Here is a 24,055-nt window from a genome sequence, read left to right as displayed (position 1 = left end):
ATGCTCGGTTTCATGGGAGGGTTAACTTGGTACAAAAAGTGAAAATTGTGGTGATCGGAAGTCTGAATATGGATCTTGTCGTCGTGGCTCCGAGAGTTGCGCTTGAAGGGGAGACGATAATAGGCGGTAAGTTTACTGCAATGCCCGGCGGTAAAGGGGCAAACCAGGCTGTGGCTGCAAGCCGGCTTGGGGCACAGGTGCATATGGTTGGCTGTATCGGTGATGATGGGTTTGGCCGAGAGCTTAGAGAACATTTGCGTGTCGGAAATATTAATACCGATTATGTAACAACAGTACCGGATGCTTCCAGCGGAGTGGCTATGATTACAGTTAGTGAAAGGGGCGAGAACAGCATCGTAGTTTCCCCTGGAGCCAATGATACAATGACAATTGCCCATGTTAAGCAAGCTGAGACGATCATTCGTGAGGCAGACCTGGTCTTAATCCAACTGGAAATTCCATTGGAGGTAGTCGAGGAGGCTGTTGCAATGGCAAAGAAGCATCAGGTTACCGTTATTTTGAATCCCGCCCCGGCAAGACAGCTATCAGAGGTTCTTCTTAAGCAAATCGATATCCTGACACCGAATGAAACGGAAGGAAGGATTATTGTCACAGGGCAGGCGGAAGGAGATATCCGTGAAGAGGCTATTATTTCTTTTCTCCGAAATAAAGGCGTCCAAAACGTCGTTATGACGCTTGGGGGCGAAGGGGTTGCATACTCGGAGGGGGGATCTGCCGGACGCCTGAAAGCGCATACAGTTGAAGTTGTAGACACTACAGGAGCCGGAGATTCCTTCAACGCAGGGCTCGGCGTCTATCTTGCTGAAGGTGGCTCGCTGGAGGCAGCCATATCCTTTGCTCAAAAAGTAGCGGCATTATCCGTTACCAAGTTCGGTGCCCAGCCATCGTTTCCTTACAGATCACAAGTAGACCGTTTTCAAGATCATCTACTCATAGGAGGGGAAGTCAATTGAATTCTAAAAAAATCGTTTTTCCGGTCATTTCCATGATGCTGGCTTTAGGGTTAACTGCTTGCAGCGCCAACGATACGAAGAGTGGGACTGATGCGAACAAGGACACGGACAAGGCAGTTAACGGCAAGAAGGTGGAGCTGCGTGTAGCTTGGTGGGGTGGTCAGGCACGTCATGACAAGATGAATAAGCTGTTCGACCTGTTTGAGCAAAAAAATCCGAACATCAAAGTCTCCCGTGAATTTACGACGGAGAATCAGTATGCGGAGAAATTTACGACGCAAGCGGCGGGAGGCAATGCCCCGGATGTGATGCAGACGAGCAGCTTTTTTCAATTTGACTTTGTAAAACGGAATATGATGTTCAATATGGACCCATTGGTGGCATCGGGCGATTTAAATGTGAAGGATTTCGATCCTATTGATGTAGGCGGCGGTAAGGTAAACGATAAGCTGTATGCGATCAGCCTCGGTCACAACATTAATGGAGTTATCTATAATACGGCTATGTTCAAAAAAGCGGGTCTGGAGCTTCCTAAGAACAATTGGAATTGGGACGAATACGTTGCTGCAGCGAAAACACTCCAGAAATCGCTAGGCAAAGAAGCTTGGGCAAGCGAGGATGAGGGCGGCGTATACCGAGTTCTGGAGCTGTTCGTACAGCAAAGAGGCAAGTCGGTGTTTACTGAGAACGGTCTTGGTATCGATAAAAAGGATTTGACAGACTGGTTTGCGTTTTGGGATCAAATGCGTAAAGACGGCCTGACTCCACCTCCGGCGATCCAGTCCGAGCAAGGAGATAAAACGCAGGAGCAGTCGATGCTTGCGCGCGGCAAGGTAGCGATGATTACCAAAAGCTCCAATCAGTTAAAAATCTATCAAGGCAGCGCCAAAGACGAGCTGGGCATAGTTAGCTATCCCATGGATCCGAAGGGCGATAAGAAAATCCCTTTGATCGTAGCTTCACTGGGTATGTATGAAAAAACAGCACATCCGAAGGAAGCAGCTATGCTGATTAACTTTGTTGTTAACGATCCGGATGCAGCCAAAATCTTTTTAGGAGAGCATGGCCCGCAGGCTTCGAAAAAAATGCAAGAGGTGATCAAACCATTGCTGGGCAAGCCTGAAGAGAAGGAATATGCATTCGTAAATGAAATGATGCCCTCCACAAGGCCGTATCCGACCATGCCAGGAGGCAGCACATCGGTTCAGAAGCTGCTGCTTTCCAATAACGAAGCTATAGCGTTCGGCAAGAAGACTATTCCACAAGCGGTTGATGAGTTTTTTGCACAGGCGAATCAGATTTTGAGTCGATAAGTCATTTATTACTTAATAGGACAAGAGTTCGAGAGGTAACAGGTACACTTGAGCTCTTGTCCCTACACAGAGGAGATTTCAGGCCATGTCGATATTTTCTAACCGCAAACGATGGTTATGGCTCATCCCATACCTCTTTCTCGCGCCTTGGTTGATCGGACTTTTGGTGTTTAATACAATCCCAATTTTCAGCTCACTGTATCTTTCGTTTACGAACTACAACTTCGTATCTTCGCCCAAGTGGATTGGCTTAAAAAACTATGTAACGATGTTTGGCAGCGATCCGCAATATTTGCAGGCACTGAAGGTAACGATTACTTACGTTCTTGTCGCAGTACCGCTGGAGTTAGCTTTTGCTCTGTTTTTGGCGCTGCTGTTGAACAAGGGGATACGGGCATTAGGCTTCTACCGGGCTGTTTATTATGTCCCTTCTCTGATCGGGGGCAGTGTGGCTATTGCTATTTTATGGCAGCAGGTATTCGGGGAGCATGGCATTGTCAATCAAGTTTTGGGCTTGGTCGGTATTGATATGCCGAGCTGGGTAGGCAACCCTGATTACGCCATCTGGTCCATTATTTTTCTGAAGGTTTGGCAGTTTGGTTCGCCGATGGTCATCTTTCTAGCAGGACTTAAGCAAATTCCTCCCGATTACTATGAAGCATCTTCGCTGGATGGCGCAGGCAAGTGGAAACAATTCTTTCATGTTACATTGCCGATCTTGTCCCCAATTGTATTGTTTAATGCGATCATGCAGATTATCAGTTCATTTCAAGCGTTTACGCCGGCTTACATTATTAGTAACGGTACGGGTGGCCCTGTCAATTCTACCTTGTTCTATACACTTTACTTGTACCAGAATGGCTTCGGTAATTTTCAGATGGGTTATGCCTCCGCCATGGCATGGGCACTTCTCGTCATCATCGCTTGTTTTACAGGGCTGATCTTTATGACTTCGAAAAAATGGATTCATTACGGGGATTAGGGGTGACACATAAAAATGGCAATGAAGGCTAGTGTTCAAAAATCGCTGCTTCACATACTCATCATCTCAGGGTTTATCATTATGCTGTACCCGGTACTATGGATGATCATCAGTTCATTTAAACCTACGGAAACGATACTTACAGATAACAGCCTTTGGCCGAGGAACCTTACATTCTCTAACTATATAAAAGGATGGGCCGGTACATCGGGTACAACGTTCAGTACCTTCTATGCAAATTCTCTGCTTATGGTGGCGCTGGCCGTTATTGGCAATATCGTATCCTGCTCACTGGCCGCATATGCTTTTGCACGGCTGGAGTTTAAGGGGAAAAAGCTGATGTTCGCCCTGATGCTGATGACGATGATGATTCCGATGCATGTGCTGATTGTTCCGCAATACATTATTTTCAATAAATTGGAGTGGGTTAATACTATACTTCCCATTGTAGTGCCGAAATTTTTTGCTGTTGAAGGCTTCTTCGTATATCTGACCATCCAATTTATCCGTTCTCTGCCGAGAGAGCTGGATAAAGCGGCAACCGTGGATGGATGCGGGCCAATTAGTATTTATACGCGGATTATTTTGCCGCTGACGACCCCTTCCATCGTTACCACAACCATTTTTACATTCATTTGGACTTGGAACGACTTCTTCAGCCAATTGCTTTACCTCAGCAGCGTCAAAAATTACACCGTTACACTTGCTCTTCGGATGTTTACGGATGCAGGCGGAGAGGCGGCGCTGGGTTCGCTTTTTGCCATGTCCGTGCTGTCCATTATACCGGTTTTCTTTATCTTTTTATTTTTCCAAAGGTATATTGTTGAGGGTATCGCAACGTCGGGTATTAAATAAATTCTTTAGCTTTAGAACATCTTATGGGCAGTAGAGGCTGCACTTGTTGCCTTCTCTGCTCCACATTGTTACACAAGTAGACCGACTGATTGCAGTCGGCCGTGGTCTTTCTATTTCTTTACAATGGGAACCCATACTTCACACTGGTAATCCTCTGAAGTTGTGTCTCCTGCCGGATATACTTCCAGCTCCGGTCCACCCGCATGCTCGTAGCCTGTTGAGGGGAACCACTCTTGGAAAACCTTTTTCCAAACCTTCTGAATAGCCCCAGGTAATGCTCCATTCGAGGTAAACACCGCCCAAGTAGCGTCAGAAATGTGCCTGGTTGTAAACTCGTCCGCCTCAGCCCCGGCTTTTCCCTCCACGGCGATGATATAGCTAAATTGCTCCTTGTCATGCTCCATATCCAGGCAGATTCCCAGCAGATTTCCGTTCATCCCAATAGAACTTAGTTTAGCAATGGTACCATCCTCGAAGCACTCTTGCCAAAATTTTGGAATTCTCCGAAGGTTTTCTCCGTCCCTGGTAGATACTTGAATAGACTTGCCGATAATTGAGAAAGAAGCTTTCTCTATGATTGTGTAATCCATTTCCTTATCTCCCTTCAGTGATAGATGGAAGGAGATGCGAGGGAAGGCTTTGAGCTTAACCCCGGGCTCGCGCGCAGCCGAAGGTGTAATCCCATGCGCTTTACGGAAGGCTTTGGAGAAGGATTCAGGGGAGTCATAGCCATACTTAAGCGCTACATCAAGTACTTTTGTCGAAGATATGGCTAATTCCTGAGCAGCCAGAGTTAATTTGCGTTTTCGAATATACTCAGCTACTGTGATGCCCGTCAACATATGGAACATTCGTTGAAAATGAAACGGGGATGAACACGCTGCTTTGGCTATTTCTTCGATACCCAGCTGTTCTTCCATGTTCCGCTCGATCAGTTCAAGAGCATCCTTCATCCTCAAAAGCCATTCCAACCTCGTCCCCTCCTTTGTTAAGATGATTCTATCACTTTATTATCGTGAAAACCTGTCAATCTATGCTATGTTATGACAGGTTTAATGGATAGCAGGGATCATCGGAGTTTACGAGCATGCTCCTTGCGCAATAAATAAACGAAATAGGGAGCGCCGATAATGGCCGTCATAATACCTACAGGCACCTCTCGCGGGATGATGATGATGCGGCCAAGGCAATCGCCAAGAAGCATGAGATCAGCTCCGATGAGCGCGGCCAGTGGAATCAGCCACTGGTGCCTGCCGCCAACGATGCTCCGAGCCATGTGAGGCGCGATGAGCCCGATGAAGCCGATGGCTCCGACCGCCGACACGGAGATGCCGGCAAGAGCTACAGCCAGCAGGAGCAGCCAGAAGCGCTCGCGCAGGATGTTCAGCCCGAGTGAGATGCTCGACTCATCCCCAAGCTGGAAAACATTCAGCTTCGCATAGCTTCCCCAAGCGAGTGGAAGGAGCAGGACAATCCATGGCAGGAGGGAGATCACCTCATTCCAGCCTCTGCTCCACAAGCTGCCAGCCAGCCACAGCAGCGCCATGTTAATATTGGTCGGATGCGTAACAATCAGGTATTGGGTGCCGGCTTGCAGAACCGCGCCCATCGCAACGCCGACCAGAGCAAGGGATGCAGGGCTTAAGGTCAGCCTCCGGCTGAGCAGCATTAATATAAAGAAGGCTCCAACGGCGCCTGCGAAAGCGGCGGCTGGAATTATGTAGCCGGGAGCTTTGGGAAATAAGAAGATAACGGCAGCCGCGGCTAACCCGGCTCCCTTGGTGATGCCAATTACATCAGGGCTTGCCAACGGGTTGCGCACGATACTTTGCAGAATGACACCGGCAACGGCTAAACCGAATCCCGCCAATATCCCAACGAGAACTCGCGGCAGACGAATTTGATGGACAATGAAATAGGCAGGGCTATTTTCATCCAGCAAGCTTACCCCGATATCCCGGAACGGGACGGATACGGTTCCTACGCTTACCGATACAGCGGCTAACACAATCATAACAAGCAATGCAGCGCCGAGCGCTATGCCTTTTCTCATCGATTTGCCCCTCCTTTTCTGCGGGCCAAATAAATGAAGAACGGACCGCCGATAGCTGAAGTCACGATACCTACCGGTGATTCGAAGGGAAAGGCGATCACTCGGCTGAGCAGGTCGGCATATACGAGCAATATACCGCCAAGCAGCGCAGTTAGCGGAGCCAGGATTGTCAGCCTATTGCCGACCAGTGCTCGGGCGATATGCGGGACAATCAAACAAATGAAGGCGATAGGGCCGCATATGGCAACTGCGGAGCCGGCCAGAACGATGACGAGCAGCATGCCTACAGCTCTGACAAGCATTACTCGTTGGCCTAACCCGGCAGCAATCTCATCATCGATCAGAAGCAGCCTGAACGATGGGAGCATGAACCCGAGAAGCAGCAGCCCGCCTATAAAGAAGGGCAATATCATCCGAACTTCCGGCCATCCCGCCTGATTAACGGAGCCGACCAGCCAGAAGATCATGCTGTCCGTCGAATACTGATTCAGTATAATGAGTCCTTCCGTTAAGGAGGATAGCAGAAAGTGGACCGTTATCCCGGCTAAAGCCAGCCGGACATACTGCTTTCCCCCTCCTGATCCGGCTAATGACCAGACAAGCAGGGCACCTGCCGCCGCCCCGACAAAGGCGAACAGCATCGTCGATAGAAGCGATAGCCCGGTTATGGCAACTAGCCCGAACACTACGGCTAAGGAAGCCCCTGCGTTAATCCCGAAAACATGCGGGGAAGAGAGCGGGTTCTTCGTCGTCAGCTGTGTGAGCAGCCCGGCTAAGGCAAGATGAATCCCAACGATGCATGCCGCCAAAGTGCGCGGCAAACGAAGCGTCTGGATATACAAATGAACCTTTTCTTGCGCCTGATAGGTTAAAGCTTCGAACAAGGTATGCCAGGAAACCTGGGCCTGCCCCCACTTTAGGCTGAAGAGGATACCGACGGCTAATAAAAGAGATGAAAGACAAAAAAGGAAGAGCAGAAACCAGGTACGGTTCTGCTTCTCCAGTCGAACGCTCTTATCCATTATTACTTTTCTCCCAGCTGCTTCACGATATCGTCGGCGATCTTCTCAGAGCCGAGCATTCCGCGGGAAAGCGACCAATCACGTCTTTCTACGGTATATACTTTTTTATTAGCTACCGCATCGATTTTATTCCATAATGGGTTGGTTTCCCATTGATTCACAATCGTAACTTTATCTGTCGGCATGAGGAACAGCGCCTGCGGATTGGTTTCCACAAGCTGCTCCAGTGTCAGCTGCGGATAGGCCGCATCATTTTTCAAAGGGTCTGTGAAGCCAAGCATTTTCAGCATAGAGCCGCTGTAGGAATGGTCGGAGTGGCCGAAGAAGCCCTTTGGATTAACTACTGCCGGCAGAACGGTCAGATTGGCACTTTTAATTTTCTGCTTGGCCGCATCCATCTTGGTTTGATGCTCCTGAAGGCGTTTCTTGCCTTCCTCTTCCTTGCCAACCGCCTTGGCTGTGATCATATAATTTTTTAGCATTTGATTGTAATCCGCCTGAAAGTCATCCAAGACGAGAATTGGAGCAATAGCCTTCAATTGGGGTAAAGCATTTTTATGTTTATTAATATCTACGATAATTAAATCAGGCTTCAACGAACTGATTAATTCAATGCTGGGTTCGTAGCGGGATCCGACGGAAGTGTAAGCTTTCAACTGACTTTTTACAGAATCCATGAATAGATCAGGACTGCTGTCATCAGCAATCCCAATCGGCTGAACGCCCAGCGTTACAAGCATATCGGTGAAGCTGAAATCCATCGTGACGATCCGTTCCGGCTTTTTAGCCAGTGTTACGGTCCCCACCGCGTCTTCAACAGTGATTTTTCCATCGCTTGGTGAAGGAGCTGCAGGCTGTTGTTGACCCGAAGCGTTGTTGGCTGGAGCTTGATTATTGGCCGTTTGACCGCATGCGGCAAGGCTTATAGCAAATACGAGCAGCAGCGAGAAGCATAGTGTACGGTTGATCCATTGATGCATTATTGTTTCCTCCTGATAATAATAATTATTCTCAATTAGATATTAGACGTAAATGTCCCATTAGACCATATCTAATTTTATGATCAGGCATGTTATATTTTTAGATTTTTGGCAAGTTTTTATGAAATGCAGTGGGTGAAGATCCTACCCCCTGTTTAAATATCCGGCTAAAATGAAAATAATCCACGAAACCGACTCTTTGCGCAATTTCTTTGGCAGGCAAGCGGGTTTGCAGGAACATCTCCTTCGCTTTATCAATCCGAAGACTGCGCAAATAACCGGTCATCGTTTTGCCGGTATGCTTTTTGAACAGTACTGTGTAATGGCCGACACTCATGCCAGCCCGCTCTGCGAGCATAGGGAGAGTGAGCTTCAGCATATAATGCTCATTGATATAAGAGAGGGATTCTTCCAAGGAGACGGCAGAGGATTTATCCTCTTGTCTCATGTGCGTTTCGTATATATAAATAAACAGGATTCTTTCCAGTATCAGACGTTTTCTGAATTGCTGGGCTGCTTCTTCCTCCGGTGAATGGGTATGGATCTCGTGAATGGTACGGATGAGCTCGTCCAGCATGTATTTAATTTTTACTTCGCTGACGGTACGGAGCGGGCCATGCAGCGTCCAGATGCTATCCTCAGGAAGAATACGATAGGTGATGACGACATACTCGGCTTCTTTCGTTCGGGGTACCTGGATGACGAAGGGACCATACTGGGGGTGGCAGGCAAAGCCCTGTGTAAAAACAAGTGGCGCTTGCTCCTTCGCCGAAATGGTAATATGCCCGCGTAGGACAACGATCAGGACGTGGCAGTCAGCGGGACATTCAATGGTTTGAGACACACAGCTGGAATCAACCTGCTCCAGGATTGGAATCATCGCAACGAGTTGTTGAAAGTTCATAATCGCGCAGCCCTCTTATGATTAGATTTCGTAATCATGTACAAACGAGAATTTGTCTGGAAAATCCCCCTTTTTTCGCAACACAGCGGTCTGCAATTGTAAGTCCGGCGTTAGCGAGCATTTCATCAATCGATTCAATGGTGATAACGATGACTTTGCTTGCAATGCGGCGGGCATGCTGAAGTATGGAGAATTGCTCCTGAGGAGTAGTTGTAGAAAATAAATTGTAGGGCATATCGACAATGGCTACATCGTAGCTTGCCGTAATATCGGAGATGGCGCCCAAAGTGACATTGCCTTCAAATCCGAAGTGAGCGATGTTCTCCCGCGCCCCGCTGGCTATAAAAGGGTTAATATCGCGACCTACGATGTCAATCCCCATGGAAAGTGCCTCTACCAGCACGGTTCCTATTCCGCAGCACGGATCAATCGCTTTGATTCCTAATGGATCGGGCACGGCAATATTGGCAGCGGCTCTGGCGACACGCGTACTAAGTGCAATGGAGTAATTACGGGGCTTTTTCATGTGATGAAGCCAAACAGCCTTGTTCCTCACATAGTTACCGAAATACCAGCGCCCACCCAAGGCGACTATGCCAAATACTTGGTCAGGCGTATGAATATCGGCTTCCCCTTCAATGTAACTGCCAATCTCTCGCTCAATTGCGCGCCGCTCATCATATTCTATTTTATCGGCCGAAGCTAGATCATTAATTTTGACGAAAATCACTTTAAACGTTGCTTCCAGCAGCTGTATATGCGATACTTGTTCCAAAATATGCGGCAGGGTATCTCCGTGGTATAGAACCTCTATCCGTTCTTTAATAAAGGGACTGCGGTCAGGCTCTATTTCAACGGTGCTCTTCAAGAGGTTGGATTGAGCTTGCTTTCCAAAAAAAGAGCGCGTCTCTAATTCACATAAGGATAGCTCGTCCTCACGACATGCATACGTATATATAAATGCGGGCAGTTGATTATCATTTTCCAATCCTGTCTCATCCTTTATCATATCAGATCTATCAACCATATCCGTAAAAGTGTAAAAAAGCAAAAGAAACGTTAACGGTAAGTTATGTTACAATGGCAGTATGATCACAACTAGGAGATGAATACGAATGAGTGAACAAATCAATGAGCAGGAGCTTGTCCAATACATAGCAAGTCGAACAAACGTTGAGGCCAAGAGCATTTTGCTTGTTTTAAAGCATGAAGAGTCATTTATCAACAATGCAAAAGCGGATGCCAAAGGCGAGGTAGATATCGATAGTGACGAGCTGGTCGATTATGTGGTGAGCCGATCCGATGTTAAGTTGGACGAGCTGACAGTTGAATTGATTCTTGATGCAGAAATGGATTATTTGATGGAAAAAGGACTCGCAGGTTATATAGATTAATTGGGTACCATAATGATGAGGCGGCGCATGATCCTGCTAAAGGGGTTATGCGTTTTTTTTATGTGAAAAAGGGGTCTATTTCCTATCGGGACATAGAAAGATACTAGAGTGAAAGCTAGAAGTTGTTGCTTACAAATCCTGGTTTATTTTGTACAATGAAGCAATATCTCTAAGGAGTGAGCACTATAACTTCCAAAATACTCATTGTTGAAGATGACCGGGAAATTCACGAACTGCTAGCTGCCTATTTACAGAAGGAGGGCTATCAAACGACGTCCGCTTATAACGGGGAAGAAGCACTTAGCCATATAACACAAACTGAATTCCAACTCCTCATTTTGGATCTAATGATCCCTATAATCGATGGTTATGAAGTTCTTCGCCGTGTACGCAGCATTCAAAACATCCCTGTGCTGATCTTGTCTGCTAAAGGGGAAGAGGTGGATAAAATCATTGGTCTTGGGCTTGGTGCAGACGATTATGTAACCAAGCCCTTCGGGCTGGGGGAGTTATCTGCGAGAGTCAAGGCGATGCTGCGGCGGTACACTTACTTCAACAACAATCCGCAAGACAATCCCTCCTCTGTGATAACCCATGGCGAGCTTGGGATTAATTTGTATACCTATGAAGTTACTTCCCGAACCGGCAAAAAAATGCTGACAGCCAAAGAATTTGAGATTTTAAAGCTGTTTCTTTCCAATCCCTCACGGGTTTTCACGAAGTCGCAAATTTTTCGAGCGGTATGGAAAGAGGATGACAATATGTCCGATGAGAATACCGTCATGGTGCATATCCGCCGGCTTCGTACGAAAATTGAGCTGGACCCTTCCGAGCCGGAGTATATCCAAACGGTGTGGGGAATCGGGTACAAGCTCGGGGAGGTTGAGCACTAATGGCGGTGTACGTCCTGACTTCAATCCTTTTATTCGTTGTATGCAGCCTGCTTGTCATTCGGCAATGGCATCTCAAAAGGCAATTAATGCTAGTGACCGCCCGTATTCACGAAATAAGTAAGGGTGCCCTCAATCAAAGAATTCGAATCCATACGACACAACCCATTTTGAACGACCTTGGCGGCAGTATGAACCGGCTTATCGATGATTTCCAGCAAAGCATGGAGAAGGTCAATTTACTGGAAAGTGAACGCAAAAAAATAATTACGCATCTTTCCCACGATTTGCGAACACCGTTGACAGCTATGCTGGGGTATGTGGAAGTCATGCAGCAGGATAACACTCTGCCAGAAGCTACTCGGCAGCATTACTTCCAAATTATTAGCAATAAAGGCCATAAGCTCGATGCTCTAATTCGGGATTTCTTCGAGCTGTCCAAGCTGGAAGCTGATGATGGCCCATTGGAATCTGAAAAAATTAACTTACTCGATAAAATGCAAGAAGCGGTTCTCTCTTTCTATCAACAGTTTCGGCATGCGCAGATCACACCGCAGCTGCAGTTTCCTGAACGTCCTGTTTATGTCTGGGGGAACGGACAAAGTATAGAGCGGATCATGAACAATTTATTGTCCAATTCACTTCGTTACGGCACAGCTGGAGGGATGATTGGTATTCAAATCCGGGAAGAAGGAGAACGTATATGGGTTGATGTATGGGATCGCGGCAAGGGGATTTCAGAGGTTGATCTGCCTCATATATTCGAACGTTTATATACCGGTAAAGCGTCCAGAGATGCCGTGCAGCAAGGGAATGGATTAGGACTGACGATTGTCAAAAAATTAGTTGATAAACAACAAGGGGAAATTCATGTCCACAGCATCCCTGATGAAAAGACCTGCTTCTCCTTTTGCTTGCCCAAGACAGCTTAAGAAAAATGTAAGAAACAGTTCAATTCGATGTAAATCCTGTTTTATATAATAAAATCCAACCAGAGCGAATGCTTATGAAGTCGTTTTTGCTTTGCAAAAACAATGCGTATGCTCCCCTAAGCCAGTGTTCTTCCAATACGGCCCATGGGAGTAGGGCACAACAAACTTTCAGGAGGTTGGTGGCAAGTGGAATATATTTTGAAAACTACCGCTCTTACGAAGACGTATAGGGATCATAAGGCGGTGGACGATATGAACATCTCTTTGAAAAAGGGAGAAATCTATGGGTTCCTCGGTCAGAACGGAGCCGGTAAAACGACGACGATTCGAATGATTATGGGACTCATCCAACCCACATCAGGCCAAATCGAGCTGTTCGGGCAGAAATTGGAGTCCAGCAGCAGAGCTGTTTTTGAACGGATCGGTTCGATGATCGAAATACCCGGATTTTATCCGAATCTGACGGCCGTAGAGAACTTGGACATTCACAGACGAATGATGGGGATGGGGAACAAGGAAAGCATCGAAGAAGCACTAGAACAAGCAGGCCTGCTGGATGCCCGCAATAAGAGAGTGAAAAGCTTCTCGCTCGGGATGAAACAGCGTCTTGGAATAGCCCGTGCCCTATTGCACCATCCGGAGCTGCTTATTCTCGATGAGCCTACGAATGGGTTGGACCCGGTAGGAATAAAAGAGGTGCGTAATTTAATAATTGAATTGGCGTCGAAGCGAAATATTTCTGTTCTGGTATCGAGTCATATTTTAAGCGAGGTTCAGCAGATGGCTACGGTGCTAGGCATTATTCATAATGGAAAATTGGTTGAGGAAATTGAACAACAAGTTTTACAGATGAGGAACAGACATTGTGTGGAGTTCAAGGTAAGCAATGATCGCCAAGCGGCCATGCTGCTGGAGCAGAAGCTGGACATCCACGATTACTCTGTTCCCGAGCCGGGGATTGTAAGGGTGTTCGAACAGCTGTCGGAATCGGCCATGATTAATCGAATGCTGGTTGGAAACGGCATCGATGTGATGGAAATTACGATGCTGCGCGAAACATTGGAAGAGTACTTCCTTAGCTTGACGGGAGGTGATCGGAGTGCTTAATGTTCTATATGCTGAATGGTTGAAATTAAAACGGTCCAACATCATTTGGTTAACGATCATCGGTGCTGTCCTGCCGGTGCTCATAACGACATTCGGGGAATTCAAGTCTATGAATTGGATTAACCTTTTGAATAACAATCTTCTATTTCTCAACGTAATGATAGGGCCCATGCTGTTAGCGATGCTCGCAGGTTATGTAGTTGTCCGGGAATATAGTGATAACACGGTTAATCAGCTTTTCGTATATCCTCACCGCCGCGTTACGATTTTGATTGGGAAGATGATCGTTATATTAGGTCTAACGGTTACTATATTTGTACTTAATTATGTGTTGATCTGGTTATCTGGCAGCTTAATTGGCGACCAGCCGATTACGGGAGAATTATTCTGGAAGTATACCGATGCGTACTTATGGATGTTTGCGCTGCAAGCTCTGCTAATCCCGATTACGATGACAGCAGGGATCGTTGGCAAAAGCTTCATCCCTCCGGTCGTGCTAGGGATTATCGCCATCCTGGTCAATATGATGGCGATTCAAGGGGTCGAAGACCATATCCCGGAACGGGTTACTTTTGTTAGCTATCTTCCATTTGGTTCTATGATCATACATTTACTGGATAGTATCAAATCCAATGTGAATATGGAGGTTCTTCACGCTGTATATCCTAATGGCATAACCTTCATATTATTTTTCATATTCAATGCGCTCTATTACACGAAGTCGGAGGTTCACAGCGGTTCTTGATAGATATCCGACCTGCCGGTGGTTAAGCTTGCTGTTGGATAGAGCGCATAGTTACTTTTCGCTGAAGCTGCCTGTCTAGGACAAGGAAAAGTGTTCGGATACAAAGTCCAACATAAGTCGATTGTGGTAAGCAACGACATCGTGACCGGTAAAAGGATAGGTATGAATAACTTTCTCACTGGTAATTCGGTTGTAAGCGGCGAATACGGTTTCGGGCAAACATACGGTGTCCTTCAAACCGACAGATAGCATAGCGGGAATGCGGATTCGCTCCCCCAGATTCAGAATGTCAAAGTAGCTAAGTGTCTCCAAAACCTGCTCCAGCTTGTCAGGGTAACGTGCAACGAAGGCAGCCGCCTCTGTTAGAGAGCCTGTGGAATTCAATAAACCGTGATCCATATAGCACATGTTTGGGATATTGGCTATGGCGAGTGCCGGCTTATCACTCAGAGCGGCTGTGATCAGGACCAACCCGCCGCCTTGACTGCCACCGACGATGGCAATCCGGGAGCTGTCGATCTCCGGCTGAGCATGCACCCAGTCTACAGCTTTTATACTGTCAATCGTAATGGCTTTATAGTAGCAGGTGTCCTTATCCAGAATCCCCTGAGTCATCCAACCTTTTGTCATACCGTAGTTTTGCGGCAGCAAATTGCCTGTTTCCCCGCCTTGGCCCCGGACATCGACTGCAAATACGGCAATGCCCATCAGCAGCCATTGGCTGTAGTCCTCCGGGTATCCGCTGCCTCCGGTATATCCGTGGTATATGACTACACAAGGCAAGTTCTGCTGAGGAACAAACTTGGGCAGCAGGAACCAGCCTTTGATCGGAGTATCGTCGAAGCCCTCAAAGCTCACTTTGTAAGCGTCAACAAAAGCTTGCGGTCCAAGAACCCTCTCTCTGGAATCATTCAATGGTTTAGAGCTGAATTGCTTTAAAGTTTGCTCCCAGTAGCTCGATAAATCCTCCCTTGCCGTCAAGGGAGGATTTAATTGTTCCAGCTCCTTGATTTTCTTCCCAATAGCATTTGGATAAGTAGTTTTCATTCATAATGCTCCTTTATCTGTGTCGATTTATTCACCGATACGCCTGTTACTTCCATAATTGTAGCAGAAAAAGCTCTTTTTTGATAATAATTGACAATGGACTTAACCTATAGCAAAATTTAACTATCAGTTATGATTTAATAGATTGGAGACTGAGATATGGATGGAACTTGGTCAAAACTCGCCAAATTTCTGATTGTAGACGATCAGGAATATAACATCACTTTATTGGATAGAATTTTGCGTCGCGCAGGATTCTCTAACCTTCATAGCACTATGAATTCACAGGAAATTGTGCCGCTTTTTCAAGAGATTGCTCCAGATATAGTTTTGCTAGATTTACATATGCCGGGCATAGATGGGTTCGAGGCGTTAAAGCAATTGAGAGAGCTGGACAAAGAGGGAAGCTATTTGCCGATTCTCGTGCTTACAGCAGATGTGACGCCGGAGGCTAAGAAGAAAGCACTTCAGGAGGGGGCCAACGATTTTCTAACAAAGCCGTTTGATAAAACAGAAGTCATTCTGCGTATTAATAATTTGTTGAAAACGCGCTACCTTTATTTGCAGCTTCAGCACCAAAATGAGCATTTGGAAGAAAGAGTACGGGAACGAACGGCCGATCTGGAAAAGGCGCAATTTGAAATTTTGCATCTGCTGGCGCGTACCTCAGAATTCCGTGATGACATGACAGGGCAGCATACGAACAGGGTTGGAGAAATGGCCGGAATGATTGCTCAGACCATGGCTCTTTCCAAGCAGGAGGTCGAATTGATTCGGCTCGCCGCACCGTTGCATGACCTGGGCAAGATCGGTATACCCGATGAAATTTTATTGAAGCCAGGCCGGTTTACCCCGGAGGAATTTGAATATATGAAATCACATACCTCGATTGGCGCCAGCATTTTGGAAGGAAGCTTGTTTCCGGTGTTGAAGGTGGCAGAAGAAATTGCAATGTCACATCATGAGAAGTGGGATGGTACCGGTTACCCGAAAGGGCTGAAGGGGGATGAAATTCCTTTTGTTGCGCGTATCGTAGCCCTTGCTGATTTCTTCGATGCATTGACACATGAACGTCCGTATAAAAGAGCTTGGACTGTAAGCGAAGCGCTCTCTGAAATTGATAAACAGCGAGGTTTGCATTTTGATCCACAGATTGTCGACGCATTCAAAAGCATTGTACAAAAGATAGGTGTTTCCTAAATTAGTGAGGGATGGTGCTTTTAATGAAAGGAATCGTTTTTACGGCTTTTATCGAAATGGTCGAAAGTAAGTTTTCATTGCAAATTGCGGATCATATTATCGGAGCCTCTGATTTGCCATCGGGCGGCAGCTACACAGCGGTTGGAACGTACGATCATAACGAAATTATTCGACTGGTTGTGCAGTTGAGCGGACAGACAGGCATTCCGGTTGCTGATTTGGTGCGGACCTTTGGGGAGTACTTGTTCGGGCAGCTTGTTGAGCTGTACCCGCAATTCGTGGATTCGGAGCTTACGATATTTGAGTTTCTACAAAAAATAGACGGGTATATTCATGTGGAAGTACGCAAATTGTATCCGGATGCAGAGCTGCCTGGATTTGAATGTGATACGTCGATACCGGGAACGTTGAAAATGACATACCGCTCCTCGCGTCCATTCGCGGACTTGGCGGAAGGCTTGATTCTCGGAGCTATTAACCATTACAACGAAAATATTGCTGTTGAACGGGAAGACTTTACGGACAGTACCGGTGCAGCTACACTCTTTATTCTGACGAAGCAGGAGTGAATGGAATGACTGAGCTGGACATCCTCCGAAGGCATCTGGAAAGAGAAAAGGCAGCACGCAAAGAAGCAGAGAAAATTGCTGAGCTGAAGACACGGGAAATTTTCTATATCAATCGGGAATTGGTACAGTTGAACGATCACCTGGAGGAAATGGTCAAGGGTCGGACTGCGGAGCTTGCGAAGGCTCGCGATGAAGCAATCGAAGCGAATATGATCAAAAGCCAGTTTCTGGCCAACATGAGCCATGAGCTGAGAACACCGTTGAACGCAATCATTGGGTACAGTGAAATGCTCGAAGAAGAAGCCGAGGACATGGGCGAGCAAGTGTTTGTAGATGATCTGCAAAAAATTAATAAAGCCGGCAAACATTTGCTTGCACTCATTAATGATATCTTGGATATTTCTAAAATTGAAGCCGGCAAAATGGATCTTTATCTCGAGGCTTGCGATGTGCCGGAGCTAATTCAGGATGTGCTCACAACGGTGCAGCCGCTTGTCGAAGCGAACAGAAACCGGATTGAGGTTACATACACCGATGGTGAAATGCACACGGACGTAACGAAGCTGAGGCAAATCTTATTCAATTTATTGAGCAATGCCAGCAAGTTTACCAAAGAAGGGACGATTGGGTTAAGCGTTGTCCGGGAAGAAAGGGAAGGCCAGCCGGGGTTCGCATTCAGTGTTACCGATACAGGGATTGGCATGACGCCGGAGCAAATCGATAAGCTATTTTTGCCATTTACTCAAGCAGACTCGTCGACGACACGCAAATATGGAGGCACGGGCCTCGGACTTACAATAAGTCAGCATTTCTGTACGATATTAGGCGGGAAAATCGAAGTGGACAGCGTATACGATCAAGGCAGTACATTTACTTGTTGGCTTCCTGTTCATGCAGATGGCGAGGATGAGCCCCAAGAGGAATCGCCGGAACGGCCGAAAGATGTACTGGAAGGTAAAGCAACCATTCTCGTCATTGACGACGAGCCGGCTAATCAGCAGCTGATCGAACGTTATCTGGGCAAAGAAGGATGGGCGGTGGCGGTTGCAGGCAGCGGTGAGGAAGGGCTTAAATTAGCCAAGAAGCTGCGTCCGAACGTCATATGCCTGGATATATTAATGCCAAGTATGGATGGATGGTCTGTATTGACCGAGCTTAAGAATGATCCGGAGCTGTCGGATATTCCAGTTATCATCTTATCGTTGACTAATGATAAAAAGATGGGGTATGCGCTAGGCGCCTCCGAGTTTATGACGAAGCCCATTCATCGTGAGCAATTGGTCGCTGTCTTGGGCAAGTATATCCCCAAGGGAAGTACGAATGCAGTGCTTGTTATCGAGGACGATGCAACGACTAGCTCAATGATGACGAAATTGCTGGAGAAGGAAGGCTATACGGCAACTCAGGCCGGCAATGGGCGCATTGCTTTGAAAAGCGTTGAGAAGTCAGTGCCGAAGCTGATTTTGCTCGATTTGATGATGCCTGAAATGGATGGCTTCCAGTTCGTCTCCGAGCTGCGTAAGAAAGAAGAGTGGCGCACTATTCCAATTGTCGTCGTAACGGCAAAAACAATTACAGCAGAGGATCGCGCAAGGCTGAATGGTTACGTTAAGAAAATTATTCAGAAAGGCGCGTTGGATCGCGCGGAGCTGCTCAAGGAAGTTAGCAGTCTGGTTGCTGATTCTCTCCATTGACCAAGAAAGGAGCACGATAATGCCCAAAATACTTTTGGTGGAAGATAATGAGATGAACCGAGACATGCTCTCCCGGCGTTTGATTCGCAAGGGCTTCGAAGTTATTATAGCTGTCGATGGCGAGCAAGGCATTGCCATGGCAAAATCGGCAAATCCAGATATTATCCTGATGGACTTGAGCTTGCCTGTGCTTGATGGTTGGGAAGCGATTCGACAGCTCAAGGCACAACCGGGGACACAAGCGATACCTGTCATTGCTTTGACTGCCCATGCGATGGCAAGTGACCAGGAGCTGGCGTATCAGGCGGGATGCGATGACTTCGATACGAAGCCCGTCGATCTGGACCGGCTGCTGGGGAAAATACAGGCATTTCTGAAGTAACACCTATTCTCGCTCATTTGCCGTAGGACCTGCGCTTATATGGCAGGCGGGTAAAATAAATGGATGTATATGTTAAGGGGGAGCGAAGCTTACCCCTTATTTCAATTCATGATGAACATTTTCATCCATCGTATGCTATGTCCTTGGATCATCTAACATGAATTCCGCTGATTAACGGAACGTCAATGCTCTATTGTTTGAAAACTCATCCCATTTCATGAAGTTGCGGAACTACGAAGCGCTATTCCGACTCTTATAGACCGAAATGCCCTGTTTTTTAACAAATAAGTGATCCTAGTTCCGTTTCACTCGAATACTAACGTTAAAACAATGAAATAGCGCACCTCATTTCCGTCTAAGCGAGTGATTGGCAGTTCGCAGCGCTAAAGGGGATGAAGACACGCCACCGCTTTAGCTTTGAAGGTACATATGGAATACAACAATGGGGAGTATGGCTATGAATACGGGATCGAAGATCGTACTGATTTTGCTCATAGAAAAACTGCACCTTCAATTGTTAGTTGTGTCTAACAATTCGGGTGCAGTTCAAATTTTCTAATGGTTTTTCCCACTTCGATTATCAGGGTATTTCTCAGCTGTCTTTTACAATCTCAGCCAACAGCTCATAAGATCGCAAACGAGCTTGATGATCATAAATTTGAGAAGTAACTATTAGTTCGTCTGCTCCGGTTTCAGCCAGAACTTTCTGCAGCTTCTCGCGAACGGTAGCTTTGTTTCCGGCAATGCCATAGCTTAATTGCTTGCGGACTACAGCTTGCTCCTGCAGGGTCCACAAAGAATCCATGTTATCTACTGGAGGATTCAGAAGACCGGTACGGCCGCGGATAATATTAAGAAAAGCCTGCTCCATCGAAGTAGCTAGCTTGCGACCCTCTTCGTCCGTGTCAGCTACCACTACATTCAGGCCTACCATAACGTAAGGCTTCTCCAATGCGTCCGAAGGACGGAAGTTGCTGCGGTACAATTCCAGAGCCGGAAGCAAATAGTCTGGAGCGAAATGGCTGGCGAAGGCAAATGGGAGCCCAAGCTGGCCGGCTAATTGAGCGCTAAAGCCGCTCGAGCCCAGCAGCCAGATCGGAATATTCAGTCCTTCGCCTGGAACAGCCCGCACTCCTAGTGGACGGCCGCCCAAGGAGGGATTCAGATAGCCGCGCAGCTCGCTTAGCATCTCCGGGAAATCATTGCCGTCGCTTCCCAAGCCGCGCCGCAGAGCTCGCATGGCAGGCTGGTCGGAGCCTGGAGCACGGCCGAGCCCCAGATCAATGCGGCCTGGGTATAACGTTTCCAGCGTTCCGAATTGCTCGGCAATGACGAGAGGAGCGTGATTGGGCAGCATGATGCCGCCGGAGCCTACACGGATTTTCTCGGTGCCGGCTGCTACATGCCCAATAATGAGAGACGTGGCGGAGCTGGCGATCCCAGGCATATTGTGATGCTCAGCGAGCCAATACCGGTGGTACCCCCACTTCTCGGCATGGCGTGCAAGGTCCAGTGTATTGCGGAAGGAGTCTGCGGCTGTAGCACCCACTACAATAGGGGCGAGATCCAGCACGGATAGAAGAGTCTCATGCAATCCTTTACTTGGCTTATTGGTGCTATTGTTTTCCGACATCTTAGATCAGCCTCCTAAAATAATGGTTATTGAGGATTTGTCGTCCATATTCCAGCTGTTTTAATGAAGACGCGCTGAGGCAGCTTGAGCGTAGCGAGAATCAATTCCGCTACATCCTCCGATTGCATCATGCGATCTTCATCACCTATTTTCAAGCCGGCATTTACAGCCAGCTCGGTATTAACGGTGCTTGGTGTGAGAGCTGTTACGCGGATGTTGGATTTTCTAACCTCCTGCATAAGGGCTTCCGTTAAACCTAGGACAGCGAACTTGGAGGCGCAATAGGCGGAGCCAGTAGCGAAACCTCGCTCTCCAGCGGTTGATGCGATATTAATGATGGTTCCTCCATTTTGCTTCAGCATGGTAGGGAGTGCGGCCCGGGTCACATAATAGGTCCCCATAAGATTGGTTTGGATAATACGCTCCCATTGCTCCGGTTCCATGTCTACGAGTAAGCCGAACTGTGCGGTTCCGGCATTATTAAGCAGGATATCGACGGATCCAAGCTTTTCAATTAGAGTCTGGATCGCTTGGTCTACCTCCGTTTTATTCGAGATATCAGCTGATGCATAATAAACCTTGATTCCATAGCTGTCCGTCAACGATGCTTGAAGGGATTCCAAATCGGCACTGCTTCTTGCCACTAATCCAAGGTGTACACCTTCTTTGGCCAGAGCGATGGCAGCGGCTTTTCCGATACCTTTTCCAGCTCCGGTGATGATGGCCGTTTTATGTTGCAAATCCATAGTCATTTCTCCAATCTGAATTATAATCTCATAAAGCAGGTACGCTATTTATCATAATACCCATTTATTAGCGCTGTATATGCTTCCAGTATATAAGAGGACTATTCAGAAAGCTCTCTTAGGTCTACTTTTTGAAGACGCACTATAAGTTATTATTAGTTATTTTATGATTAAAAACAAGTCCTAACCTTTTAGTAAGTTAGTATATTTATGTATGAGAAATGATCTGGAGGCTTTATTTTGAAAACATTTTTTTCGTTTAAAGCCGTTTTATGGTATTCTTCTATTGCAAATCAAGAGCTACTAATAGACCGGGTGACATAATGAATAATTTGTTTTGGGTTAAAGCTAAAATATTATTTTCCAATAAGCAGACCAAATTAATAATCTATCTGACGTTTTTTGTATCGTTATTTATAACGTCTGTAGGTATATTTCTATATGAAAATTATAAAAGCATTCTGGATAAAGACCTGAATCAGCCCTACACGGAGCTGCTGCAAATTAACCTCGGCGTGACGAACCGAGCATTTCGCGAAGCGGATGATCAGGCGGTTAAGGTCTCCTTCCACTCCAGCACCCTTAATTACATTCATGGAGAGCTTGCGGCCAAACAGAAGGATGCAGCTGTTCTGTCCTCCTATTTGAATACAATTGCTTTAAATGAAGATATCCATTCCGTCTATGTACTGGATTTGAAGAACAAGCTGATCGTTTCTGACAAATCGGCACAAAGCTTGGATTGGGCGAGCTACCCTGATCAGTCTTGGGCGGCATGGGTGGAAACTATGAAGACGAAGCCGCTGCTCATAAAGAGACGAAGCTTAGGGAACATTAACAATCCTGAATCGGTAGAGTTGATCTCCCTATATAGACCGATCTTAGCCGATCATGAGCTGATCGGTATCGTTATTGTAAACGTGGATTACGACCGCTTTTTCTCCAAAATATATCCTCAAATAGAGACGCCCCAGTATATCTTCAGTTTAGAGGGAGAAGTTATATATCCCAAGCTGCGAACTGAATTGCCCCTGGAAGAGCTTTATAAAGCTGTTGAAATGCTGGGGGTAAGGCCTTTCGGCGAGGTAAAGCTGGAGGGACAGTCGTATCTGGGGAACCAAGCTTTCTCTGATATGACAGGGTGGCGCTGGGTTTCATTAATTCCGTTGGATGAGCTGCTGAAGAATGTAAAATTGGTCCGTGATCTTGTATTTATGCTATCACTGGCTTCGATTGTTGTCGGTTGTGCGGCGATTTTCTTCTATAACTTTGCTGCATTTAAACCGATCAAACGCATTTGGCAGCTGCTTGCCACGAACAATTCCGTTTCATCAGGCCCTGATTCTGATTTGTATGATCTGGAGGCTGTGGTGAAGAACCTGCTCAAAGAGTTCGATTCCACCTCCTCAGTCGCAGAGCGGAGCTTGCCGGAGCTTCGATCGAAGTACATCCAGGATGTGCTTATGAGCCGTATAGGCTCCAAAGAGCTTCGTGACAAATGGGAAACGTATTTCGCTCAATGGACTAAGGATCAATTAATAGCAGTAGCTGTCTCCATTAACCGCTATTCGGAATGGTTCTCGACTTCGGGCTATAGTGAAGAGGACCAGCTGCTCTTGAAATACGCCTTGGTCAATATCATGTCGGAGCTGCTGGAAACGAAGTGGCGTATGCATTGCGTGCAGCTGGATAAAGAGAATCTGATGCTTGTGATTCAATCCAGGGAAAGCGGGCGGCCAGCTTCAGAGGAGCTTTTGCAGGAAGATCTGAGCGCAATGATGAAAACGGCTATGAAATATTTGAAGATGAGTCTATCTGTTGGAATCGGACAGCCCTGTGAATCCGTAGCAGGACTACATGATTCGTTTGAGGAAGCGAAAGCAGCTTTGGCAAGCCGGTTGTATGAAGGGTATGGCAGAACCTTTCGTTTCACTGAAGCAACGAGGGGAGAGCGGCTTCTCGATACGGATGCGGACGCCTGGAAAGCAGAAATTATGGAAAGCCTGGAGAGCAAGGATGATAGCATTAGCAATCAAGTGCTAGGACGTTGGGCTGCGTGGGTTCGCGAGCAGCGGTCTGCCCCGGAGTCGATCTATACCTTCGCGAATGAGCGGATTGGAGATTTCTCACGCATAATCGCGCTTCGCGGAATAAGCAGGCCCGCTATGCTGGATAACTATACGGAGCATCAATTAAGAATGATGGATTTGGATGATCTGCATCAGCTGCTGCTCCATGTGGCGGAAGCTGTTGTTAGCGGAATCCAGCTCCACAAGGCAACGAAAGAATATCATCTGGCCCAACGCATCACTCGATTTATGGAAGAGCATTTGCATGAGCAGATCGGCCTGCAGGAAGTGGCTGATTTTATGAATCTTAGCACATCATCCGTCAGCAGCGTGTTCAAAATGGAAACAGGCAGTACGGTGTATGAAAGCTTGACCAAGATGAGAATCGATCAAGCCTGCAAGCTGCTCTCTACAACGGATCGGAAAATCGCTGATATTGCCCAACAAGTAGGCTATCAGAATGAAAACAGCTTTATTCGAAGCTTCCGCAAGCTTAAATCTGTAACGCCGGGGAAATACAGAGAGGCCAATAAGCAATACTGAGCAGGGAGTTTCTTCAATTAG

23 protein-coding genes are annotated in these 24,055 nt (G+C 46.8%); 14 read left to right on the top strand and 9 right to left on the bottom strand.

Features of this window, described 5'->3' with window-relative positions:
- Positions 1-26 precede the first annotated feature (26 nt).
- The 4 genes from rbsK (at position 27) to NV381_RS26685 (ending at position 4,124) form a co-directional block, all read left to right on the top strand.
- A complete protein-coding gene (gene rbsK, locus NV381_RS26700; protein WP_258216352.1) occupies positions 27-974 on the top strand; it encodes a ribokinase in 948 nt (315 codons plus the stop codon).
- On the top strand, positions 971-2,287 hold the full coding sequence (locus NV381_RS26695) for an ABC transporter substrate-binding protein (protein ID WP_258216351.1): 1,317 nt from the start codon (positions 971-973) through the stop codon (positions 2,285-2,287). The genes rbsK and NV381_RS26695 overlap by 4 nt, the downstream gene beginning before the upstream one ends.
- An 85-nt stretch (positions 2,288-2,372) precedes the next feature.
- Entirely contained in the window at positions 2,373-3,269 is an 897-nt protein-coding gene (locus tag NV381_RS26690; RefSeq protein WP_258216350.1) for a carbohydrate ABC transporter permease, read from the top strand.
- Between the two features lie 15 nt (positions 3,270-3,284).
- The gene (locus NV381_RS26685; RefSeq protein WP_258216349.1) at positions 3,285-4,124 is read left to right on the top strand and encodes a carbohydrate ABC transporter permease; all 840 of its coding nucleotides are present in this window, start codon (positions 3,285-3,287) and stop codon (positions 4,122-4,124) included.
- 110 nt (positions 4,125-4,234) lie between these two features.
- Here the strand turns inward: NV381_RS26685 and NV381_RS26680 are convergent, their stop codons facing one another.
- The 6 genes from NV381_RS26680 to NV381_RS26655 all read right to left on the bottom strand — a co-directional run bounded on the left by NV381_RS26680 (position 4,235) and on the right by NV381_RS26655 (position 10,071).
- Positions 4,235-5,095, bottom strand: coding sequence for an AraC family transcriptional regulator (locus NV381_RS26680; protein ID WP_258216348.1), 861 nt, complete (start codon positions 5,093-5,095; stop codon positions 4,235-4,237).
- Positions 5,096-5,193: 98 nt separating this feature from the next.
- Complete coding sequence (locus NV381_RS26675; protein WP_258216347.1) at positions 5,194-6,177, bottom strand: FecCD family ABC transporter permease; 984 nt, start codon at positions 6,175-6,177, stop codon at positions 5,194-5,196.
- Positions 6,174-7,199, bottom strand: a complete 1,026-nt coding sequence (locus tag NV381_RS26670) for a FecCD family ABC transporter permease (protein ID WP_258216346.1) — start codon at positions 7,197-7,199, stop codon at positions 6,174-6,176. The genes NV381_RS26675 and NV381_RS26670 overlap by 4 nt, the downstream gene beginning before the upstream one ends.
- Before the next feature lie 2 nt (positions 7,200-7,201).
- Complete coding sequence (locus NV381_RS26665) at positions 7,202-8,179, bottom strand: ABC transporter substrate-binding protein (RefSeq protein WP_258216345.1); 978 nt, start codon at positions 8,177-8,179, stop codon at positions 7,202-7,204.
- Between the two features lie 100 nt (positions 8,180-8,279).
- On the bottom strand, positions 8,280-9,083 hold the full coding sequence (locus NV381_RS26660) for an AraC family transcriptional regulator (protein WP_258216344.1): 804 nt from the start codon (positions 9,081-9,083) through the stop codon (positions 8,280-8,282).
- 34 nt (positions 9,084-9,117) lie between these two features.
- On the bottom strand, positions 9,118-10,071 hold the full coding sequence (locus NV381_RS26655) for a TRM11 family SAM-dependent methyltransferase (RefSeq protein ID WP_258216343.1): 954 nt from the start codon (positions 10,069-10,071) through the stop codon (positions 9,118-9,120).
- A gap of 127 nt (positions 10,072-10,198) precedes the next feature.
- Between NV381_RS26655 and NV381_RS26650 the strand changes: the two genes are divergently transcribed.
- The 5 genes from NV381_RS26650 to NV381_RS26630 all read left to right on the top strand — a co-directional run bounded on the left by NV381_RS26650 (position 10,199) and on the right by NV381_RS26630 (position 14,151).
- Positions 10,199-10,477, top strand: coding sequence for a hypothetical protein (locus tag NV381_RS26650; RefSeq protein WP_258216342.1), 279 nt, complete (start codon positions 10,199-10,201; stop codon positions 10,475-10,477).
- A gap of 176 nt (positions 10,478-10,653) precedes the next feature.
- Positions 10,654-11,370: a response regulator transcription factor gene (locus NV381_RS26645; RefSeq protein WP_419182306.1), complete on the top strand. Its 717-nt coding sequence runs from the start codon at positions 10,654-10,656 to the stop codon at positions 11,368-11,370.
- Positions 11,370-12,299, top strand: a complete 930-nt coding sequence (locus tag NV381_RS26640) for a sensor histidine kinase (protein ID WP_258216341.1) — start codon at positions 11,370-11,372, stop codon at positions 12,297-12,299. The genes NV381_RS26645 and NV381_RS26640 overlap by 1 nt, the downstream gene beginning before the upstream one ends.
- A 186-nt stretch (positions 12,300-12,485) precedes the next feature.
- Positions 12,486-13,406, top strand: a complete 921-nt coding sequence (locus tag NV381_RS26635) for an ABC transporter ATP-binding protein (protein ID WP_258216340.1) — start codon at positions 12,486-12,488, stop codon at positions 13,404-13,406.
- Positions 13,399-14,151: an ABC transporter permease gene (locus NV381_RS26630; RefSeq protein WP_258216339.1), complete on the top strand. Its 753-nt coding sequence runs from the start codon at positions 13,399-13,401 to the stop codon at positions 14,149-14,151. Before NV381_RS26635 ends, NV381_RS26630 begins: the two co-directional genes overlap by 8 nt.
- 75 nt (positions 14,152-14,226) lie before the next feature.
- Here NV381_RS26630 and NV381_RS26625 read toward each other — a convergent pair whose 3' ends face one another.
- Complete coding sequence (locus NV381_RS26625) at positions 14,227-15,198, bottom strand: acetylxylan esterase (protein WP_258216338.1); 972 nt, start codon at positions 15,196-15,198, stop codon at positions 14,227-14,229.
- 159 nt (positions 15,199-15,357) lie between these two features.
- Between NV381_RS26625 and NV381_RS26620 the strand changes: the two genes are divergently transcribed.
- From NV381_RS26620 to NV381_RS26605, 4 genes are read left to right on the top strand one after another with little or no spacing between them, the layout of a single operon-like run.
- A complete protein-coding gene (locus tag NV381_RS26620) occupies positions 15,358-16,398 on the top strand; it encodes an HD domain-containing phosphohydrolase (protein WP_258216337.1) in 1,041 nt (346 codons plus the stop codon).
- A gap of 23 nt (positions 16,399-16,421) precedes the next feature.
- Complete coding sequence (locus NV381_RS26615; RefSeq protein WP_258216336.1) at positions 16,422-16,967, top strand: heme NO-binding domain-containing protein; 546 nt, start codon at positions 16,422-16,424, stop codon at positions 16,965-16,967.
- A gap of 5 nt (positions 16,968-16,972) precedes the next feature.
- A complete protein-coding gene (locus NV381_RS26610; protein WP_258216335.1) occupies positions 16,973-18,661 on the top strand; it encodes a response regulator in 1,689 nt (562 codons plus the stop codon).
- 19 nt (positions 18,662-18,680) lie between these two features.
- Positions 18,681-19,043, top strand: coding sequence for a response regulator (locus tag NV381_RS26605; protein ID WP_258216334.1), 363 nt, complete (start codon positions 18,681-18,683; stop codon positions 19,041-19,043).
- A 592-nt stretch (positions 19,044-19,635) separates the two neighbouring features.
- Here the strand turns inward: NV381_RS26605 and NV381_RS26600 are convergent.
- Positions 19,636-20,676, bottom strand: a complete 1,041-nt coding sequence (locus NV381_RS26600; protein WP_258216333.1) for an LLM class flavin-dependent oxidoreductase — start codon at positions 20,674-20,676, stop codon at positions 19,636-19,638.
- Between the two features lie 26 nt (positions 20,677-20,702).
- A complete protein-coding gene (locus tag NV381_RS26595; protein ID WP_258216332.1) occupies positions 20,703-21,422 on the bottom strand; it encodes a 3-ketoacyl-ACP reductase in 720 nt (239 codons plus the stop codon).
- Positions 21,423-21,745: 323 nt separating this feature from the next.
- Between NV381_RS26595 and NV381_RS26590 the strand changes: the two genes are divergently transcribed.
- The gene (locus NV381_RS26590) at positions 21,746-24,034 is read left to right on the top strand and encodes a helix-turn-helix domain-containing protein (protein WP_258216331.1); all 2,289 of its coding nucleotides are present in this window, start codon (positions 21,746-21,748) and stop codon (positions 24,032-24,034) included.
- Positions 24,035-24,055 lie beyond the last annotated feature (21 nt).

Source organism: Paenibacillus radicis (ex Xue et al. 2023) (genome assembly GCF_024722015.1).
In the GTDB taxonomy this organism is placed as follows: Bacteria; Bacillota; Bacilli; order Paenibacillales; family NBRC-103111; genus Paenibacillus_S.
The sequence above is the reverse complement of the archived record's forward strand: the minus strand, read 5'-3'. Positions and strand labels throughout refer to the sequence as shown.

What these genes read in the sequence shown, in the direction of transcription:
- NV381_RS26650 (WP_258216342.1), top strand. Translation starts at nt 10,199, where the DNA reads ATGAGTGAACAAATCAATGAGCAGGAGCTTGTCCAATACATAGCAAGT.
- NV381_RS26665 (WP_258216345.1), bottom strand. Translation starts at nt 8,179, where the DNA reads ATGCATCAATGGATCAACCGTACACTATGCTTCTCGCTGCTGCTCGTA.
- NV381_RS26640 (WP_258216341.1), top strand. Translation starts at nt 11,370, where the DNA reads ATGGCGGTGTACGTCCTGACTTCAATCCTTTTATTCGTTGTATGCAGC.
- NV381_RS26685 (WP_258216349.1), top strand. Translation starts at nt 3,285, where the DNA reads ATGGCAATGAAGGCTAGTGTTCAAAAATCGCTGCTTCACATACTCATC.
- NV381_RS26690 (WP_258216350.1), top strand. Translation starts at nt 2,373, where the DNA reads ATGTCGATATTTTCTAACCGCAAACGATGGTTATGGCTCATCCCATAC.
- NV381_RS26590 (WP_258216331.1), top strand. Translation starts at nt 21,746, where the DNA reads ATGAATAATTTGTTTTGGGTTAAAGCTAAAATATTATTTTCCAATAAG.
- NV381_RS26625 (WP_258216338.1), bottom strand. Translation starts at nt 15,198, where the DNA reads ATGAAAACTACTTATCCAAATGCTATTGGGAAGAAAATCAAGGAGCTG.
- NV381_RS26620 (WP_258216337.1), top strand. Translation starts at nt 15,358, where the DNA reads ATGGATGGAACTTGGTCAAAACTCGCCAAATTTCTGATTGTAGACGAT.
- NV381_RS26615 (WP_258216336.1), top strand. Translation starts at nt 16,422, where the DNA reads ATGAAAGGAATCGTTTTTACGGCTTTTATCGAAATGGTCGAAAGTAAG.
- NV381_RS26670 (WP_258216346.1), bottom strand. Translation starts at nt 7,199, where the DNA reads ATGGATAAGAGCGTTCGACTGGAGAAGCAGAACCGTACCTGGTTTCTG.
- NV381_RS26600 (WP_258216333.1), bottom strand. Translation starts at nt 20,676, where the DNA reads ATGTCGGAAAACAATAGCACCAATAAGCCAAGTAAAGGATTGCATGAG.
- NV381_RS26595 (WP_258216332.1), bottom strand. Translation starts at nt 21,422, where the DNA reads ATGGATTTGCAACATAAAACGGCCATCATCACCGGAGCTGGAAAAGGT.
- NV381_RS26675 (WP_258216347.1), bottom strand. Translation starts at nt 6,177, where the DNA reads ATGAGAAAAGGCATAGCGCTCGGCGCTGCATTGCTTGTTATGATTGTG.
- NV381_RS26605 (WP_258216334.1), top strand. Translation starts at nt 18,681, where the DNA reads ATGCCCAAAATACTTTTGGTGGAAGATAATGAGATGAACCGAGACATG.
- NV381_RS26610 (WP_258216335.1), top strand. Translation starts at nt 16,973, where the DNA reads ATGACTGAGCTGGACATCCTCCGAAGGCATCTGGAAAGAGAAAAGGCA.
- NV381_RS26660 (WP_258216344.1), bottom strand. Translation starts at nt 9,083, where the DNA reads ATGAACTTTCAACAACTCGTTGCGATGATTCCAATCCTGGAGCAGGTT.